Raw genomic sequence first — 17,032 nt, 5'->3', positions numbered from 1 at the left:
ATTCTAAAAACACAAATCTATCAACTATCTTATCCATATGTCGTCTTTTTCTATGGGGTTATTATGTATTTTCATAAACTTCCAAACAAACTCATTGAACAGCTTATATTTTTCGGTATCGCTTACTACCTTACCGTTGATGGTTGTCGTATACTTGAAATCACCGTTTGATAAGTCTGCTTGTTGATATTTATAGCTTGGATTTTCGGCAAACTTCTTTACTTCTTCCAAATACCTCACCCTATTTTTTAGCAATAGACTTGGCGGATTCTCTATTTTATTATCCGCTTTTTTTATCCCTTCTAACACAAAATGATAATCCCCATCTGTAGAATATACCTCCAAAACAAGACCGGGAAGATTTTTGAATTTATAAGGACCTTCGGGGATGGGAATGCTCTCGGTAAAATAGGCAACATAATCCCTCCCTCTGTAATGGGTTGTCGCCTTTTGACAACGCATAGAGTCTATAGTCTTATACTCATTTAGAATACTCCACTTTGGCAAATCTATTTCCTTGTACTTTACCATATCACGTTCTATCCTAAGGTGATGAAACACACCTTCTTTATCTTTGGTAATGATATAATTAGAGGAAATTTTATCTATATCTATTTTTTGAAGTTCTGGATTAGACAAATTTGCCATCATATCGTGATAAGCCTTACTATAAAATATAGAGCCCCCCCCCTCTTATACTAAGCACAAATAGATCTTTCTCCACATAAGTGCGGTCTTTGGCATTCGGTTTCATAGTCAATTGATAATAGACATCAAGATTCTGAGCATTTGCAAAACCAAACAAAAGACAAATAAAAATAAAAGCTATTTTTTTCATAGATTAAAATAAAAAAATCGAATTTATAACTACGACAAATATATAAAATTATTTAATAATACCAAATAAAAAAAACAAGAGTTAATTTTTTCATATCATTTTAAGTATTAAGGTTGTTGGTTGTAATACTTATCCCCATTTTAGCACCATCGTGGCAGACAAATTCCTCAAAAAGCAGTTTCATGTCTACTCGGTTTCTTGTAAAATAGTGGATGCCCTAATGAAATTGGAACTTCCAAGTGGCGTAGATGTAGAAATCAAAGTATAATTATATTATCTATAATACTACTAAAACCATTGTTTTAAGAGCGTTTTTTATATTCAAAGTATATGAAGATCTAACAAAAGTCTCATTTTATTAGCTCCCCTTATAAATCATTTATTTCAAAGATTCATTTTGTTGTTCAGCCAAGATGACTTTGCAAAGTAATATTAAATGTGAATGAAATGAAAAAATCAGCTTGCGTGATATGTTGTTTTATTTTTTTCTTATCTTTGTCAAAAATAAATTTATGGGAGATGTTCTCTCTCAATCCATTGGAACACATTTCAGTTAAATGAAAACATGCTTAAAATTACATAAGTACCTCATTATGAGCCTTTTATGAGGGGGGGGTAATTACCTTGCTCAATCGGTAAACATTAACACAGACCGCCCTGGCCAAAGCGATGGAGTGGATGTCATTCCCAAAAACACATTCCAAATAGAAAATGGGATAACACTATCAAAAGAAACTTTCTTAAATAATTTGATGCTACGCTATGCTCTTAATAGGACAGTAGAATTACGCATATTGATTGATGCAGAAAAGCAAGAAAACAGTCGTGGATTAAAACCTATTGCATTCAGTTTCAAACAAAAAATAATAGACAAAAATAAAATTGTTCCTGCCATTACATTGGTGGGCTATGCTTCGATGGGTAGTTTATCGAGTAAGGATTTTAGAACAAACAATGTAAACACCGAATGGAAGCTGGCTTTTGAAAACACACTTTCCAATATGATAACTCTCGGATATAATATTGGAACTTCCGAAAATTTTAAGAATTTCAATTTGTCTGTTTCGAACGGATACGCATTGTCAGGGAAATTATCTGCATTCGTAGAGTATTTTTCAACCATTAACAAAAAAGAACATAACATAGATATAGGAGTCTTGTATCTTTTAAATCCAAATTTACAATTGGATTTAGCAGTGGGAAGCCCTGTTTTCACACACAGCAACGACTTTTTCGGCACATTGGGCGTTTCATATAAATTTAAAAAAAATAAATATATAGGCGGAATTCCGAAAAGCCTTAAACAGAGTAGGAACTTTAATTAAAAATTTTATACATTATGGCAATTTCAATCATTAATGCAAAAGGGTCTTGGTACGATTTGTATGACGAAAATGGTAAAAAGTACAAATCATTACAAATCTCTTTGACAGGAGACTTAGTAGGTTTTAGTTCTACTTTTTTTATCATGGCAAAAGGGTCTTGGTACGACTTATATGACCAAAACGGAAGGAAATATAAATCATTGCAGATTTCTCTGACAGGAGATTTTGTCTCAATTTCGGGGGATACTTTCGTGATGAAAAAAGGTTCCTATTTAGAGACCTATGAAAAAACAGGTAAAAAAATAAGCAGCAGACACGTCTAAATTTTAAAGCTGTCTTTTTTACACTTTGGTAGGAAAGACAGCTTTTTTAATAAATAAATGTTAAAATTAAAAACTACTAAAAATGATAAGAAGAAACAATCTTTGGGTTTACGGCATAGTTATTTTTTCTATTTTCGGATTAGGCGCCGCCATTGCTTTCGGTATCATTCCATTGGGAGAGTTACCGTCCCAGTTCTACGGGGCATTGGTGGGAACCGTGATTACAGCAATTATTACCATTCTCCTATTACAAGGGCAAACGCAAACAGAGGAAAACAAAGAGCGGAATGTAAAGGTTTTTGAAAAAAAATCGGAAGTATTCAATAATTTTATTGAAAAACTTTGGGAAATTTGGGAAGACAGAAGCGTATCTCTTGAAGAATTAAATGAATTGCTAAAATTGGTGGCTAAAGACATTATCCCCTATGCCAATAGCGAGAATTCTGAAGCAATATTAAAGGAGCTTAACCTAATTGCAGAAAAGGCAAGTCCCTTAGAGACAGACAGCTCAAATCCAGAGCATACAAACAAAATACAAGAGAGTATCTTTAACATTATTAACATCTTATCCAAAGAAATCGGTCTTGGCGGAGAGATAAAACCTAATTTAAGAGAAGACTTGGGCAAATTGGAGAAAAAAATATTGCCTTTCCTTAATAAGAAAGGTAATATTAGCTCACTGGTTGAACAAGTAAAAATTCAATCAAAAGGAGAATTAAGCGAATTTCAAAAAGACGAGCAAGACATCCTCTGGTGGAAAATAGGCAACGGAACAGGTGTGTGGATTCGTGTGGGAGACATACCAGACGGCAGATTTTACATCACATTTTGGTCAGATTTTTATTCCAATAGGCAGTATCAAGATTACCGCCATTCTCTAAGAGGTGAATGGAAAGACTGGTTTGCTGGCTCTGAAGAAATTAAGAAAGAAAATTTCAATTATAATAATTTAAAAAATGGAGAGGTTATTCCGCAAGAAAAAATCAAAGAGCTTGCCAAAACAATTGTTGACTTTTACAATGACCAGAAAATTAAAGGTAAAAAAACCATTTCAGAAATAATAGAAGAGGTTAATAATAATCTAATTTAATAACAATGAATAAATTAGGGGAGTTAATAAAAATACAAGAAGAAATCACTCAAGACATTGAAAAAATACGAGAAACCCCAGCCAAATATAGCGTGGTTGATGGTGTCATTGACCCAGAAAAATACCTTAATGCAAAATACCGCATACTTTGGATTTTGAAAGAAGCTAATTCTGAAAGTTTGTCTTGGAGCTATCTTACAAACTTTAAAAGAAAAGATTGGTTGGAAATGCACGGCAGAAGCAACCCTACACTCAGACGCGTGATTTATACCACTTACGGAATTTTGAAAGATTGCAATTATGATGATATGCCATGGGCTAATGAGGAAGAAGCCTACTCTCCTTTACAAGAAATTGCTTTCATAAACATCAAAAAAGAACCAGGAGACAGCATTGCGGAAGCAGACCAAATACAACAAGCATATTATGATTACAGGGATTTGCTCAAAAAACAAATCGATGCATACGATGCGGATATTGTAATTTTCGGAAACACTTTAGGTTATTTTTATCGTGAAGATTTCAAGGGGCTTCCCAATACCGAAAAACAAGTTACCGAAATGGGAAATCATTTTTACAACACAGGAGAAAAGCTATATATCCACACTTGGCATCCTGCTTATCGAGGTAGCAGTAACAAGGATTATGTTGATGACATTGTGAACATCGTAAGAAATTGGAAAAAGTAAAGTTTTAGTATTTTCCACCAAAGCAGTCTCTCACCAACTGTGTAAACTAAAAAGTTATTTTGAAAATTTTTGAGCCACCAGAGCTCAATAAAATTTCGGAAATAACTTTTTTGATGATTAAAAATACTTTAATTAAATTTACATAGTTATGAACAAAGAAGAACTATTAAACAACAAGGATTTTTACAAGTTCTTTAAAAAATAATTCTTTCTACAAAGAACTGCACAAAAAAGCAGTAGAATACATGTTTTCAGCCGAGCTAGATGCACATCTATACAATGAAAAATACGAAAGGTAATTATCGCAATGGAACAATACTAAAACTATTAAAATCTCTCAGTGATTTGTATGATTTTGAGGTTTTAGCCTCCAATATTTCGTGCATCACTAATGCGGGGGTCTCCGAGATGGTTGCCTAGCAAAATCGCCCGTTGGAGGATTTATATTTAATCGTTTGGAAGGGCTCTCTTTTAAAGTCAGAGAAAATTCAAAAATCATTCATAAAACCATTTATCTTGCCGTAGGCTTAAACCGTTCAGGTAAGAAAGAGGTGCTCGGCATGTGGCTTGGAAAGGCTGAATTTTTTGATTTTCCTATTGAAATTAGAAAAATTATTTATACCACCAATTTAATTGAAAATCTAAACGGAAAAATTAGAAAATACACTAAAAATAAAATGTCATTCCCTACAGATGAAGCAGTTACAAAGTTGGTGTATTTAAGCCATACGAGAGGCTATTAGAAAATAGTCGATGCCGATCAGAAACTGGGGCTTGATTTTGAATCAATTTATGCTTATTTTTAAACAAAGGCTTAGATTATATATAAATCTTTATTAATTTACACACTTTAGGGGACGATGCCAATTTCTTGAAACTCGCTCCCCTTTTGAAGCCACACTTAAATCCTTCAAGGTGTTGATTATGGTTTTTTAATTAATGCCGTAATACTACTTGTTGTGCCATAATAAAAAATCTGAGTACAAATTATACCCAGATTTCTATTTTTAGAAGTATATCCTCATATACAATATAGAACGCTAGAAAAACAAGGAATGCAATCCAAAAATAAATTATTATAGTTGCAAATGTCAGCATTACTCAGACTTACCTCTCAAGGTAGTCTTAAAAATTTAATATTCGATCATATAAAGTATTTACCATTATACATAATTGATAATATTTTCATTATCTTTGTAGAGCTATTTCTATATAAGATGAAAACAAAAAATGAAGTTCTAAGTATTTGGATTGAACAATATTCTGAACCTCTTCTTAATAGAGCTTTGTATCTTCTTTCGGACAAGGAAGAGGCTATGGATATGGTTCAGGAGGTTTTTGTGGCAGCGTTAGACGCCTACGAAAATTTCAAAACCGAGAGCAGTCCGCTCACTTGGCTGTACGGAATTTTAAATCATAAATGTTCCGATTTTTATCGAAAAAAATATCGGACACCGTCATCCGTCAGTCTATCTCATTTCTTTGATGAAAATGGTTCTTGGATTGACCACAGCGTATTGAATGACTGGGAATCCTCTTCCGAAGTGCTGGCAAATGACTCTGCTTTCAATGACACCTTTGACGACTGTATGGAAAAACTCCCCAAAAAATGGAAAATTCCTCTTCGCTTATATTATATCCAAGAGAAAAAAAACAAAGAGGTTTGTCAGGAATTGGGGCTTACAGCTACTAATTTATGGAAGATTCTACAACGAGGCAGATTACAGTTGAGAGAGTGTTTAGAATTCAATTGGTTTAATAATTTATGAAAAAGATTCTACCCAAAATTATTTATTTCTTCATTATGCCGTGCAGCAAGGCTACTCTTAGAATGGAGCGAGACCATGCAGGTGAATTATCTTGGATAAAAAAGCTTCGTCTGAAGCTCCATTTGAGTGTCTGTGATTTTTGTGTACGCTACTATAAAAAATTAGAAACATTAGACCGATTGATGACAGAATCACAAAAAAATGAAAAAATACAAAAATTTAAACCAACTGAAATACAGCTGTTTATAGAGAAAATAAAAAATAAAATAAAAAAATAAGCTATTTTTTTGTCAGGATTTTCATCATTGAACGACTATGTAGATGAATTTAAAATTTTGACAAATATGAAAAAATTAAACATCAAAAGCTTAGCGCTTTTTGCAGGAATTGTATCATCTGCATTATTGACTTCTTGCGACAGATCAGACGATATGATGCAGGAAGAGAAAACTTTAACTAAAACGATTACCGTTGAAAATGTTGTAACGCCTAAAAAATTTGTACAAAGTGGCTCTTTTAGAGGACAGGACAATCCACCAATTATGCCGGGAGAATCTACAACTTTCAAATTCCACGCAGCTAAAAACCAAAGACTAATGTTCATTACAATGTATGGGGCTTCTGCTGATTGGTTCTTTGCACCAGACCATGGCGGAATCCAACTTTACGATGAACAAGGGCGTGCCATTACGGGCGATGTTTCAAACCAAATAAAACTTTGGGATAATGGTTCTAAGCTTACAAAAACAGAAACAGAAGACGCAAACATTTCTGAAGTTCAAGAAGTTACCGCTTCTTCATTACTTAAAGTTAGTTTAGCTTACGACGAAGCTACATCAGAATTTACCGCTACAATAACAAACACCTCGAATACCGATGCTCAGCACACAACAGGATTCTCTCCGGGGGTATTTGCAGTGTCAAACTTTAACGGAGCAGAGCTTATCGAAAAAATGCCTTTCTTTACGCCAAACCAAAAATCTAATCCAGAGGTAACCGCTATTGCAGAAGGAGGTAATATTGATCCACTATTATCAATGGTACAAGAAAACACTGGTATAATCACAGGAATTTCGCCTGTATTGGTGGTTCTATATTCGGGAGATCACAATCCTATCTTTATGCCAGGACAAAAAGACAACGGAATAGGATTGAAGGAAGTAGCACAAAGCGGAAATTCTACAAAATTAATGGAGTCATTGAAAAAAATGTCTAATGTTCAGGATGTATTTGTTTTAGGGACAGCACCTGTGGGACCTGGGCAAAAAGTAATGAAAACATTCACTGCAAAAGAAGGATGCAAAATAGCTTATGTTACAATGTTCGGATTCTCCAACGACTGGTTCTATGCAAATGAGACAGGAATACCTGTAACGCTCAGAGGAAATATTACCTCATTGACAGGTTTATACGATGATGGTACGGCTGCTGATCAATATCCTGGAGCAGGGAACAAACAGGCTGTATTCATGGGTACTTCAGCACCTGAAAGCAAAGCAATTGAAATGGTCGGAAATATGTATCCAGTTCCTGCCGTGAGCGAAGTACTAAAAATAACTTTACAATAATCTGAATTCATTCAGATATCAAGGCGGTAAAAACCGCCTTTTTTTATGAAGCTTAATAGCCTGAGTTCTTTTTAACCGTTTGAAAAAAGTATGAAAACAACACGCCCATTTCACTTCCGAATAAAGCTCTACAACTGGGGTTATGATCTATCAATATATTAGTCCCAATATATTCTGCTCAAAGTGATTCTTTGTTTCAAATAATAGCTGCATATCTTATTTAAAGAAATTCTTTGCCAATAAGTGCTTATTATGTAACTAAATTATTTATATTTGCAAATTCTAAATTTTATAATGTTGTAAATTACTTAAAATGCAAGGAAAAGGACTTATTCTAATAGTGGCATTTGTACTAGGACTAATCTGTATCAGCGAGCTAGTCCCAACAATCTATTCAAACAGAATAGAGAGTGAAGCCAAAGCTATTGCAGGAGACAATCCTGCCAAATACCAAAGAGAAATTGACCGTCTTTCTAAAGATACGCTCAATCTGGGTATTTACAAACTCTCTTACACCGAAGCCAAAGAAAAACAAATAAAACTAGGGCTTGACTTGAAAGGAGGGGTCAATGTGCTCTTGGAAATTAACCAAGCAGATTTGGTTAAGGATTTGACAAATTACTCTACAAATCCTGTTGTCTTAGAAGCACTGAAAAATACAAATGAAGAGCAAAAGCATTCTACAAGACCTTATATAGACGATTTCTTTACGCAGTTTGATAAACTAAATAAAGAAAAAGGAGCAAACCTAAAATTATCAAACCCTGATGTTTTTGGAACCCAAAAACTTAGCAGCGAGATAAAATTCAATACTTCAGACGATGAGGTCAAAAAAATTATCAAAAGAAAAATAGATGATGCATTAGGTTCTGCTTACGAAGTGATCAGAACCCGTATAGACAAGATGGGAGTTACCCAGCCTAATGTGCAGCGTGTGCCTGGTACAGGTAGAATTTCTGTAGAAATGCCAGGGGTAACAGATGTGGATAGAATTAAAAAAATGCTGCAAACTTCCGCAAAACTTGAATTCTGGGAAGTACAGCAGTTTCCTGAGATTGCTCCTTATTTCGAGCAATTGAATAAACTTGTTTTAGCAAAACCCGACTCTTTGGGTGTACCAAAAAACACCAATTTTGCTGCTTTGCTTAACTTAAACAGCCTAAGGGCTAATGGTGTAGCAAATGTAAAACTAAGTGATACCGCTTTAATAAATAAAATATTAAATAGTAAAATAGCAGAATCCGCACGCCCTGCTAATATTAGATACACTAAGTTTATGTGGGGGTACAAACCGGAAAACGAGTCGCCAAACCAGTTGGTGCTTTATGCTATTCGTTCTAATATTTCGGGCAAAGCCCCTGTAGACGGAGCGGTGGACAATGCGAATATCAACTTCGACCAATTAGGCAGAGTCGTGGTAGATATGCAGATGGACAGCCAAGGGACTAAAGACTGGAAAATCCTTACCGAGAAAAATGTAGGCAAACCGGTAGCAGTAACATTAGACGACCGTGTTTATACCGCTCCGAATGTAGTGAATGCCATTCCGAACGGAAGAACGCAAATCTCCGGTAATTTCTCTCAAGAAGAAGCAAAAGACTTGGTAAATGTGCTAAGTACAGGTAAGCTGCCAGCTACAGCTAAGATTGTACAGGCCGATGTAGTGGGGCCTTCTTTGGGACAAGCCTCCATAGATGCTGGTATTTGGTCGTTTATTATCGCATTTATATTTATCGTCGTGTATATTATCTTCTACTATGGCGGTGCGGGTATCTATGCGGTAATTGCAATGATTATCAACTTGTTCTATATATTTGGAATAATGGATTCCATTGGTGCTACGCTTACCTTACCGGGTATTGCAGGTATCGTGCTTACGATGGCAATGGCGGTGGATACCAATGTGATTATTTATGAAAGAACAAAAGAAGAATTATTCTTAGGTAAAAATATAAAAGAAGCTTACAAAGACGGATTTAAACATGCATTGTCAGCGATTATAGACGGACACTTGACGACTTTACTTACCGCGGTAGTACTTTATATTTTTGGTACGGGACCTATTCAAGGGTTTGCAGTAACATTGATTATCGGTCTTCTAATGACATTCTTTACTTCTGTACTACTATCAAGAGTAATGATATTCAGCAGATTAAATAAAGGTAAAGAAATTTCTGTATGGACTCCTATGACCAAAAATATTTTTAGAAATGTATGGTTAGATTTCATCGGGAAAAGGAAAATAGCTTATGTATTTTCTGCAGTATTGATGATCATAAGTATAGCTTCCATTGCTATTAACGGATTCAAATACGGTGTTGATTTCGAGGGAGGGAGAAACTATGTTGTGAAATTTGACAAGAGTGTGGATGCGACAAAAGCACAAGAGCAATTGGCTAAATTATTCCAAACTAAGAGTGGTAAAAATAACTCTGTAGACGTTAAAACTTTCGGAAACACAAACCAATTGAAAATCACTACCGATTATAAGATTGATGATGAGTCTCTGTCTGCAGACCAAGAGATTGAAAGTAAATTGTATCAAGGTTTGAAATCTGACTTGCCTAACGGCTTAACTTTACAACAGTTTAAAACTTCAAACAATAAGCAAGGTTTGGGAATTGTGTCTTCCGTTAAGGTAGGCCCTTCCGTAGCAGATGATATCAAGACAGGAGGTACATTTGCTGTACTGGCTGCTTTGGGAGGAATCTTTATTTATATTTTATTTAGATTTAGAAAATGGCAGTTTTCGCTCGGTGCAGTAGCGGCATTGTTCCACGACGCAGTAATTATCTTAGGAGCATACTCTCTGCTATATAGAGTAATGCCATTTAATATGGAGATCAACCAAGATTTTATAGCGGCAATACTTACAGTGCTAGGATATTCCATCAATGACACCGTTATTGTATTTGACCGTATTAGAGAATATTTGAGGGAGAAAAAAGCGAAAACTTTAGCCGCATTGTTTGATGATTCTATTAGTAGTACTTTGGGTAGAACATTCAATACTTCTTTCACTATATTGATGGTGATTTTAGCTATCTTTATCTTCGGAGGAGAAAACCTTAGAGGGTTTATGTTTGCCTTACTTTTGGGTATAGGCTTCGGTACCTATTCTTCTATTTTCGTAGCTTCGGCTACGGCTTATGACTTTTTGAAAGGAAAGGGTAAAGAAGAAACGCCGCACGAAAGAACTTCAACTAAAAAATAATTGAATTTTAAGGGATGTTAATTTTAGCATCCCTTAATTATTGTTTCTTTTTCTCTTACACAATAGTTCTTTTTGGGTACTTTTCAGTAACCTTTTTTATACATTGAATGTAGCTTTAGGCTTACATCTGTATTTTATTATGATAAATTACTTCAGGTTTTGCTTAGCCCTATATACCACATAATTTTTTTTACACATATCTTATATAAAAGATACAAGAGGGCATCGTAATAAAAGTAATTGATGGTATTTGCTATTTCGGAAATACAGTAAGTCATATGATGACAGATATCCTTTTAAGATAATATTTGATATTTAAGTTATTTTATTAAATTTTGATCATTTTTGTTTTTGTATGCGACATAATTCGTGATATTATGAAAACAAATTCAAAATAAAATATCGTAAAAGTCGTATTCGCGATGTTTTAGTTCGTACTTGGAGATGATATAGCCCGAAAAAAAATAAGATTATAGAGTTTATCTTCCAAAGTTTTACTAAATTTGTAGAGTTTTAGAAAATTAAAATTTAAACTTAAATAATATTATGAATCTTCACGAGTATCAATCTAAAGAAATTCTATCAAAATACGGTGTAAGAGTACAACGCGGAATCGTTGCAAACACTGTGGAAGAAGCTAAAGAGGCAGCTAAAAAACTTTCAGAAGAAACAGGTACTAAAGCCTGGGTAGTAAAAGCTCAGGTACACGCCGGAGGAAGAGGTAAAGGCGGCGGCGTAAAATTTTCGCCTACAATGGAAAAGTTAGAGGAAAATGCTAAAAATATCATCGGAATGCAGCTGGTAACCCCTCAAACTTCTGCAGAAGGGAAAAAAGTAAATTCCGTACTTATTGCAGAAGATATGTACTACCCTGGTGATAGCGAACCAAAAGAATACTATGTTTCGGTACTTTTAGACAGAGCAAAAGGCAAAAATATGATTGTTTATTCTACTGAAGGAGGTATGGATATCGAGCATGTAGCAGAAGTTACACCGCACCTTATCCACCACGAAGAGATAGATCCTGCTCTTGGGCTATTGCCGTTCCAAGCAAGAAAAATAGCATTCAATCTTGGTTTGCAAGGCGAAGCATTCAAAGAAATGGTAAAATTCATCTCTTCCCTATACAAAGCTTATGTGGGTATAGATGCATCGTTATTTGAAATCAACCCTGTACTTAAAACTTCTGATAACAAAATAGCAGCAGTAGATGCTAAGGTAACTCTTGACAACAATGCTCTATTCCGCCACAAAGATTTGGCTGAATTGAGAGACAAAAGAGAAGAAGACCCTACCGAAGTAGAAGCCGGAGAAGCTGGTCTCAACTTTGTAAAACTTGATGGAAATGTAGGCTGTATGGTAAATGGTGCCGGGCTGGCAATGGCAACGATGGATATCATTAAACTATCCGGTGGTAACCCTGCAAACTTCCTCGATGTAGGTGGTACTGCTGATGCTGAAAGAGTAGAAAAAGCATTCAACATCATACTGAAAGATCCTAATGTAAAAGCAATTCTCATCAACATATTCGGAGGTATCGTGCGTTGCGACAGAGTAGCTCAAGGTGTGGTAGATGCTTACAAAAACTTCGGAAAACTTCCAGTTCCGCTTATAGTAAGGCTTCAAGGTACGAATGCTGAAGAAGCTAAAAAACTCATCGATGAATCCGGACTGCCGGTACATTCTGCTATCACATTAGAAGAAGCCGCAAACAAAGTGAAAGAAGTTTTGGCTTAATTAAATTAAGACTTAAAACAACTCTAAAATAGAGAGGGATATTTCGTTTTGAATATCTCTCTTTTTTGTTCAATAAATTTTAGATTATCCCTAAAAATCGTTGCCCATTTATTTTAGTGATAAAATATAGACATCTATATCGTGATAGGTACCGTGTAAATTCTCTGCTTGGGATAACCTCTTATAAAACTGAAAACCACATTTTACGCACCCCTACGGCTTGCTCTATTTTCTTTTGCACAAAAAATGATAACCGATTTACATCTGCTCTTTTTTTATCCTTCTACTAATTGCAGAACTGCCCAAGCGGTGATATCCGTCCCTCGGTGGCTCTCACTCAGCCAATAACCAATTTCAGGAGTATTTGTGTCAAGCCGGCGAAGAGCACAGGTTCCAATAATATTATCGTATTCACAAACAAAGAAATACTGCTCCAAACCTTGTTGGGGATTAGCCATTGCAGATTGAATAAAGGAAAGGCTGTCTTCTACACTATTTGTGTTATCGAGCCAAGACAGCCACTCTCTTAGATAGAGTCGGTTACTCCCCGTTAATGTAAAAAGCTCTTGTGCATCTTTAAGGGTAAAAGAGCGTAAAGTTAAATTATCCATAAATCCAGTATCAAGAAATACCTTTTACAAATTTAGTATTTCTCCAAAACTGTTTTTATTCTCCGCATCGCTTCTTTTATTTGTGCCTCTGAAGTGGCATAGGAAAACCTTATGCAGTTCGGTGCCCCGAAAGATACGCCCCCTACGGTCGCTACCTTAGCCTCTTCCAAAAGGAATATTGCAAAGTCATCGGAATTTCGGATAATTTTTCCATCTAATGTTTTACCAAAATAATACGATACATCTGGAAATAGATAAAAAGCACCTTTAGGCTTGTTGCACTGAAAATGAGGTATTTCAGACACCAAATTATAAGCCAATTCCCGCCTTTGTTCAAAGGAATCTATCATCGGTTGGAGTTCAGACGGCAACATTTCCAAAGCTGTAATGGCAGCTCTCTGAGCTACGGTATTGGTTCCAGAAGTTACTTGTCCTTGTATTTTTTCTATGGCAGGAGCCAGCCACTGTGGTGCTGCGGAATACCCTATACGCCATCCCATCATCGCGTAGGCTTTAGACATTCCGTTAATCACGACCGTCTGCTCATAAACTTGTGGAAATTGCGCAATAGAAGTATGCTCTCCCTCATAATTAAGAAACTCATAAATTTCATCTGAAATAATGAGCACATCAGGGTATTGAGAAAAAACCTCTGCAATTTTCTGCAATTCTTCGTGTGTATAAAAACTTCCCGAAGGATTACACGGAGAGCTAAACAGAAATGCCTTTGTTTTCTCGGTAATGGCATTTTTCACTTGTTCAGGCGTTACCTTAAAGTCTGTTTCTATTGTTGTACCCAGGACAACTGGAGTTCCGCCCATCATTTTGATCATCTCAATATAGCTTACCCAATATGGAGCTGGAAGAACCACCTCGTCTCCATCATCAAGCACCGCAGCCAAAACATTGGAAATAGATTGTTTTGCCCCTGTAGAAACGCATATCTGAGAAGGCTCGTAGTTTAATTCGTTATCTCTTTTCAGTTTTTTAGAAATCGCTTGTCTTAACTCTAAAAAACCTGGCACGGGAGAATAATGGCTATAGTTTTCATCTATTGCTCTCTTTGCAGCTTCTTTTATTTTATTGGGGACATCAAAGTCCGGTTCGCCAAGGGTAAGGCTGATGACATCTACCCCTTCGGCTTTCATAGCACGAGCTTTATTAGACATTACGAAAGTCTGGGAATAGCCGAGTCTCTCTACTCTTTCGGATAATTTTTTCATTATAAATTATTTAACGGGGTCAAATATAAAAAATAATATACAAGCTTAATCATTATGATAAGGTTTCCCTTGCAGGATTTGATCTGCACGGTAGATTTGCTCCACGAAAAAAAGCCGTATCATCTGGTGGGTAAAAGTCATTTCCGAAAGTGCCATTTTTTGATTTCCCCGCTTGTATATTTCTTCTGAAAACCCATAGGCACCTCCTACGAGGAAGCAGACTCGCTTCACAGAATTGTTCATCCAGTGGTGGATTTGCTCGGAAAATTCTCTACTCGTTTGCTGTTTGCCTTTTTCATCAAGAACGACTACCCAATCACCGTTTTCCAAATGATTAAAAAACAATTTTCCCTCTTCTTTCTTTAGTAAATCAGGAGTGAGATTTTTTGCATTTTTGACCTCGGAAATTTCTAAAATCTCAAAATTAAAGTGTTTTGAAATTCTCTGTTTATAGTATTCTATGAGTGTTTTTATTTCTTTGCTGTCGGTTTTTCCTATACATAATAATCGTAGTTGCATTGGTAGAAAATCTTAAAGTTTTATTTTTGGTATATTTGCCATTACAAATATAAAGGAATGAAGTATAAAAACCCTCTTTTTTTTATAAATATTAAAAGTCATTTAAGACGTATTAAACTTCCTTTTCTAAAGATTTCTCTATGGGAGCTTTTTGAAATTTACTTTGAGAGGATTACCAAAAGTGATATTATTAAACTTGCCGCAAGTATTTCGTGGAGCTTCTTTTTGAGCTTGTTTCCTTTTCTGCTGTTTCTGCTTTCCATCCTGCCGTATATGCCGCATTATGACAGATTGCAATACTATATTTTTGATGTATTGATGAGCAATGTGTTACCTGCCCGTATGCAAGATGATGTAATAGGATATATACAAGGAAACATTATCCCTAATATGAAAAGCATCAGTAAGATGACCATCGTGTTTGCTTTATTTTTTGCAACTAACGGCACCAATTCTATTATTACGGGATTCAACGAAAACACGGATAAACAAAGAAATATTATTAAAAGCTATCTTATTGCACTCTGTATTACATTAGCATTTATTAGTTTGATTCTTATTTCTTTATTCGGTGTATATTATTCCGAAGTAGTGATAAAACTTTTTAAGCCATCTTATGAAATTCCTTGGCTCGCACAAAATTTTTCTAAAATCATAGGATTTATATCATTTCCTTTATTTTATATGTTGCTTATTAGTCTATTATATTGGTTTGGCTGTCTTACAATAACCAAATGGACGCACGCACTACCAGGGGCAATTTTCACTATGTTGCTTTTTATGATTAGCACTATATTATTTGTATTCTATGTTAAAAACATTGCAACCTACAATGTTCTTTATGGTTCTATCGGATCTATTCTGCTGGTAATGGTATGGGTAAATCTCAATATTATTCTTATTCTTCTTGGGAACGAGCTAAACTTAGCCATACAGAGAATAAAAAAAAGGCATCATTTTAATATATTATAATCCGCAAAACAAAATGTGCATTTTTTTAGAGGTATAGTTGTAGCTTTTTTCCTTACAATAAGTCGTAAAAAAGCCCTCACTTAGAGGGCCTTTTTTATACATTTAGCTCAGACAAAAAAATAGCAAATCACATCCAAGTCTTTATTTAAACCGGTTTCATTGTTTTTTTTATTGCTCTGTTTTGTGTGTTTTGTTGTATGTTTATAGAAGTGTATGAAATTTTAACACAAAAAAATTTGCTGTTTCTAACAACTTTTATACCTTTACGGCGTGCTATGATACAGATAACAAACAATATACAAGAAATAAAAAAGTTTTTACATAATTATTTGGCTATCCCAGATTTTTGTGTAAACACACACACACACACACACACACACACACACACACACAAGGGCGACCGCTAAATACTGATAAGTGGTTTTATTCATGGGCCACCTACAAAAATAATTTAAAAAAAGCAAGTAAGGAATACTTTAATATTTTGACACTGCAAGAGAATGTATCATTGATTCTTTGCAGTGTTTTTTTATGTCTTGTTAATATGACACTGCAAGGGAATTTGTTATTGATCTCTTGCAGTGTTTTTTTATGCTTTGTTATGAATGCCTTAGGCAGTGCCGAAATACTTGCAACACAAAGAATAAAATTAGGTTTCTTTTGGGGGGATAAAAACGGTAGTCTCCCAAACAATACAAAACATCAATATAAAAACTCAATATTATGCCAGTAAAATTTAAAATTATTCAAAAAGGACAGCCCGGTGTAGTGGGCGGAGGTAGCAAAAAATACTATGCCTCCCCAGTGTACAGAGGCGAAAAATCTTTGGAAGATCTTACCAAAGATATCGAAAAAATCTCAACCGTAAGCGGTGCCGACATCCGTGCGGTGCTCTATGCACTGGTGGATGTGATGCAGGACTCCCTAAGCGATGGGCAGATTGTGCGGCTGGGCGAGCTGGGCAGTATGCGTGCAAGCCTAAGCAGTGAGGGGAAAGCCAAAGAAGAGGAAGTAACGGCAGCAGCCATAAAGTCTGCAAAGGTGATTTTCACCCCTGGGACAGGCATTAAAAATAGATTGAAAACCTTGAAGTATGAAAAGGCATAGCCAGCCGATGAAAATTTCCTGCCGTGAAAAAAAAATTTCCACACTAG

The 17,032-nt window shown here is 35.3% G+C and carries 17 protein-coding genes and 3 pseudogenes; 15 read left to right on the top strand and 5 right to left on the bottom strand.

Translation table 11 applies throughout. From position 1 onward, the window contains the following. Positions 1-24: 24 nt before the first annotated feature. Positions 25-651, bottom strand: a complete 627-nt coding sequence (locus tag BLS89_RS05105; protein ID WP_092736414.1) for a GLPGLI family protein — start codon at positions 649-651, stop codon at positions 25-27. A 16-nt stretch (positions 652-667) separates the two neighbouring features. Continuing rightward, complete coding sequence (locus BLS89_RS10630) at positions 668-838, bottom strand: hypothetical protein (RefSeq protein WP_176763251.1); 171 nt, start codon at positions 836-838, stop codon at positions 668-670. A 187-nt stretch (positions 839-1,025) separates the two neighbouring features. On the opposite strand from BLS89_RS10630, the pseudogene BLS89_RS10405 reads away from it, so the two are divergent. The 13 genes and pseudogenes from BLS89_RS10405 to sucC all read left to right on the top strand — a co-directional run. Beyond that, a pseudogene (locus BLS89_RS10405) lies at positions 1,026-1,106 on the top strand (30S ribosomal protein S10); the annotation flags it as partial. Between the two features lie 373 nt (positions 1,107-1,479). Continuing rightward, positions 1,480-2,163, top strand: coding sequence for a transporter (locus tag BLS89_RS05100; RefSeq protein ID WP_092736413.1), 684 nt, complete (start codon positions 1,480-1,482; stop codon positions 2,161-2,163). Positions 2,164-2,177: 14 nt separating this feature from the next. Beyond that, a complete protein-coding gene (locus tag BLS89_RS05095; RefSeq protein ID WP_092736412.1) occupies positions 2,178-2,486 on the top strand; it encodes a hypothetical protein in 309 nt (102 codons plus the stop codon). Positions 2,487-2,568: 82 nt separating this feature from the next. Next, positions 2,569-3,576 (top strand): hypothetical protein, encoded by a 1,008-nt coding sequence (locus BLS89_RS05090; protein WP_092736411.1) that lies wholly within the window; start codon positions 2,569-2,571, stop codon positions 3,574-3,576. A 5-nt stretch (positions 3,577-3,581) separates the two neighbouring features. Beyond that, complete coding sequence (locus BLS89_RS05085) at positions 3,582-4,265, top strand: hypothetical protein (RefSeq protein ID WP_092736410.1); 684 nt, start codon at positions 3,582-3,584, stop codon at positions 4,263-4,265. A gap of 279 nt (positions 4,266-4,544) precedes the next feature. Then, entirely contained in the window at positions 4,545-4,685 is a 141-nt protein-coding gene (locus BLS89_RS11335) for a hypothetical protein (RefSeq protein ID WP_394330514.1), read from the top strand. 35 nt (positions 4,686-4,720) lie between these two features. Next, positions 4,721-4,786: pseudogene (locus BLS89_RS11330) on the top strand (hypothetical protein); the annotation flags it as partial. A gap of 60 nt (positions 4,787-4,846) precedes the next feature. Then, positions 4,847-4,990 (top strand): annotated as a pseudogene (locus BLS89_RS11325) (transposase); the annotation flags it as partial. Positions 4,991-5,482: 492 nt separating this feature from the next. After that, positions 5,483-6,034, top strand: a complete 552-nt coding sequence (locus BLS89_RS05075; protein WP_092736409.1) for an RNA polymerase sigma factor — start codon at positions 5,483-5,485, stop codon at positions 6,032-6,034. Continuing rightward, complete coding sequence (locus BLS89_RS05070) at positions 6,031-6,312, top strand: hypothetical protein (protein ID WP_092736408.1); 282 nt, start codon at positions 6,031-6,033, stop codon at positions 6,310-6,312. Before BLS89_RS05075 ends, BLS89_RS05070 begins: the two co-directional genes overlap by 4 nt. A gap of 66 nt (positions 6,313-6,378) precedes the next feature. After that, positions 6,379-7,602, top strand: coding sequence for a spondin domain-containing protein (locus tag BLS89_RS05065; RefSeq protein WP_092736479.1), 1,224 nt, complete (start codon positions 6,379-6,381; stop codon positions 7,600-7,602). 313 nt (positions 7,603-7,915) lie between these two features. Further along, on the top strand, positions 7,916-10,816 hold the full coding sequence (gene secD, locus BLS89_RS05060; protein ID WP_092736407.1) for a protein translocase subunit SecD: 2,901 nt from the start codon (positions 7,916-7,918) through the stop codon (positions 10,814-10,816). A gap of 546 nt (positions 10,817-11,362) precedes the next feature. Next, on the top strand, positions 11,363-12,553 hold the full coding sequence (sucC, locus tag BLS89_RS05055) for an ADP-forming succinate--CoA ligase subunit beta (RefSeq protein ID WP_092736406.1): 1,191 nt from the start codon (positions 11,363-11,365) through the stop codon (positions 12,551-12,553). 275 nt (positions 12,554-12,828) lie between these two features. Here sucC and BLS89_RS05050 read toward each other — a convergent pair whose 3' ends face one another. Genes BLS89_RS05050 through BLS89_RS05040 form a run of 3 tightly spaced genes read right to left on the bottom strand, consistent with a single transcriptional unit; the run spans position 12,829 to position 14,906 of the window. Then, entirely contained in the window at positions 12,829-13,164 is a 336-nt protein-coding gene (locus BLS89_RS05050; RefSeq protein WP_092736405.1) for a GNAT family N-acetyltransferase, read from the bottom strand. Between the two features lie 32 nt (positions 13,165-13,196). After that, the gene (locus tag BLS89_RS05045) at positions 13,197-14,387 is read right to left on the bottom strand and encodes a pyridoxal phosphate-dependent aminotransferase (protein ID WP_092736404.1); all 1,191 of its coding nucleotides are present in this window, start codon (positions 14,385-14,387) and stop codon (positions 13,197-13,199) included. Positions 14,388-14,432: 45 nt separating this feature from the next. Further along, positions 14,433-14,906 carry a 23S rRNA (pseudouridine(1915)-N(3))-methyltransferase RlmH gene (locus BLS89_RS05040; RefSeq protein WP_092736403.1) on the bottom strand — a complete coding sequence of 158 codons (474 nt, stop codon included), beginning with the start codon at positions 14,904-14,906 and terminating at the stop codon, positions 14,433-14,435. A gap of 57 nt (positions 14,907-14,963) precedes the next feature. Here BLS89_RS05040 and BLS89_RS05035 point away from each other — a divergent pair, with 57 nt between their 5' ends. After that, a complete protein-coding gene (locus tag BLS89_RS05035; RefSeq protein WP_092736402.1) occupies positions 14,964-15,878 on the top strand; it encodes a YihY/virulence factor BrkB family protein in 915 nt (304 codons plus the stop codon). Positions 15,879-16,601: 723 nt separating this feature from the next. Next, the gene (locus BLS89_RS05020; protein WP_092736399.1) at positions 16,602-16,985 is read left to right on the top strand and encodes an HU family DNA-binding protein; all 384 of its coding nucleotides are present in this window, start codon (positions 16,602-16,604) and stop codon (positions 16,983-16,985) included. Positions 16,986-17,032 lie beyond the last annotated feature (47 nt).

Origin of the sequence: Riemerella columbipharyngis (assembly GCF_900101995.1) — a bacterium.
Lineage (GTDB): Bacteria > Bacteroidota > Bacteroidia > Flavobacteriales > Weeksellaceae > Riemerella > Riemerella columbipharyngis.
This window is presented reverse-complemented; position numbering and strand designations above follow the sequence as displayed.

Excerpts from the sequence above, each read along its gene's own strand:
- BLS89_RS05105 (WP_092736414.1), bottom strand. The coding sequence starts at position 651 with ATGATGGCAAATTTGTCTAATCCAGAACTTCAAAAAATAGATATAGAT.
- BLS89_RS10630 (WP_176763251.1), bottom strand. The coding sequence starts at position 838 with ATGAAAAAAATAGCTTTTATTTTTATTTGTCTTTTGTTTGGTTTTGCA.
- BLS89_RS05095 (WP_092736412.1), top strand. The coding sequence starts at position 2,178 with ATGGCAATTTCAATCATTAATGCAAAAGGGTCTTGGTACGATTTGTAT.
- BLS89_RS05090 (WP_092736411.1), top strand. The coding sequence starts at position 2,569 with ATGATAAGAAGAAACAATCTTTGGGTTTACGGCATAGTTATTTTTTCT.
- BLS89_RS05085 (WP_092736410.1), top strand. The coding sequence starts at position 3,582 with ATGAATAAATTAGGGGAGTTAATAAAAATACAAGAAGAAATCACTCAA.
- BLS89_RS11335 (WP_394330514.1), top strand. The coding sequence starts at position 4,545 with ATGAAAAATACGAAAGGTAATTATCGCAATGGAACAATACTAAAACTA.
- BLS89_RS05075 (WP_092736409.1), top strand. The coding sequence starts at position 5,483 with ATGAAAACAAAAAATGAAGTTCTAAGTATTTGGATTGAACAATATTCT.
- BLS89_RS05070 (WP_092736408.1), top strand. The coding sequence starts at position 6,031 with ATGAAAAAGATTCTACCCAAAATTATTTATTTCTTCATTATGCCGTGC.
- BLS89_RS05065 (WP_092736479.1), top strand. The coding sequence starts at position 6,379 with ATGAAAAAATTAAACATCAAAAGCTTAGCGCTTTTTGCAGGAATTGTA.
- secD (WP_092736407.1), top strand. The coding sequence starts at position 7,916 with ATGCAAGGAAAAGGACTTATTCTAATAGTGGCATTTGTACTAGGACTA.
- sucC (WP_092736406.1), top strand. The coding sequence starts at position 11,363 with ATGAATCTTCACGAGTATCAATCTAAAGAAATTCTATCAAAATACGGT.
- BLS89_RS05050 (WP_092736405.1), bottom strand. The coding sequence starts at position 13,164 with ATGGATAATTTAACTTTACGCTCTTTTACCCTTAAAGATGCACAAGAG.
- BLS89_RS05045 (WP_092736404.1), bottom strand. The coding sequence starts at position 14,387 with ATGAAAAAATTATCCGAAAGAGTAGAGAGACTCGGCTATTCCCAGACT.
- BLS89_RS05040 (WP_092736403.1), bottom strand. The coding sequence starts at position 14,906 with ATGCAACTACGATTATTATGTATAGGAAAAACCGACAGCAAAGAAATA.
- BLS89_RS05035 (WP_092736402.1), top strand. The coding sequence starts at position 14,964 with ATGAAGTATAAAAACCCTCTTTTTTTTATAAATATTAAAAGTCATTTA.
- BLS89_RS05020 (WP_092736399.1), top strand. The coding sequence starts at position 16,602 with ATGCCAGTAAAATTTAAAATTATTCAAAAAGGACAGCCCGGTGTAGTG.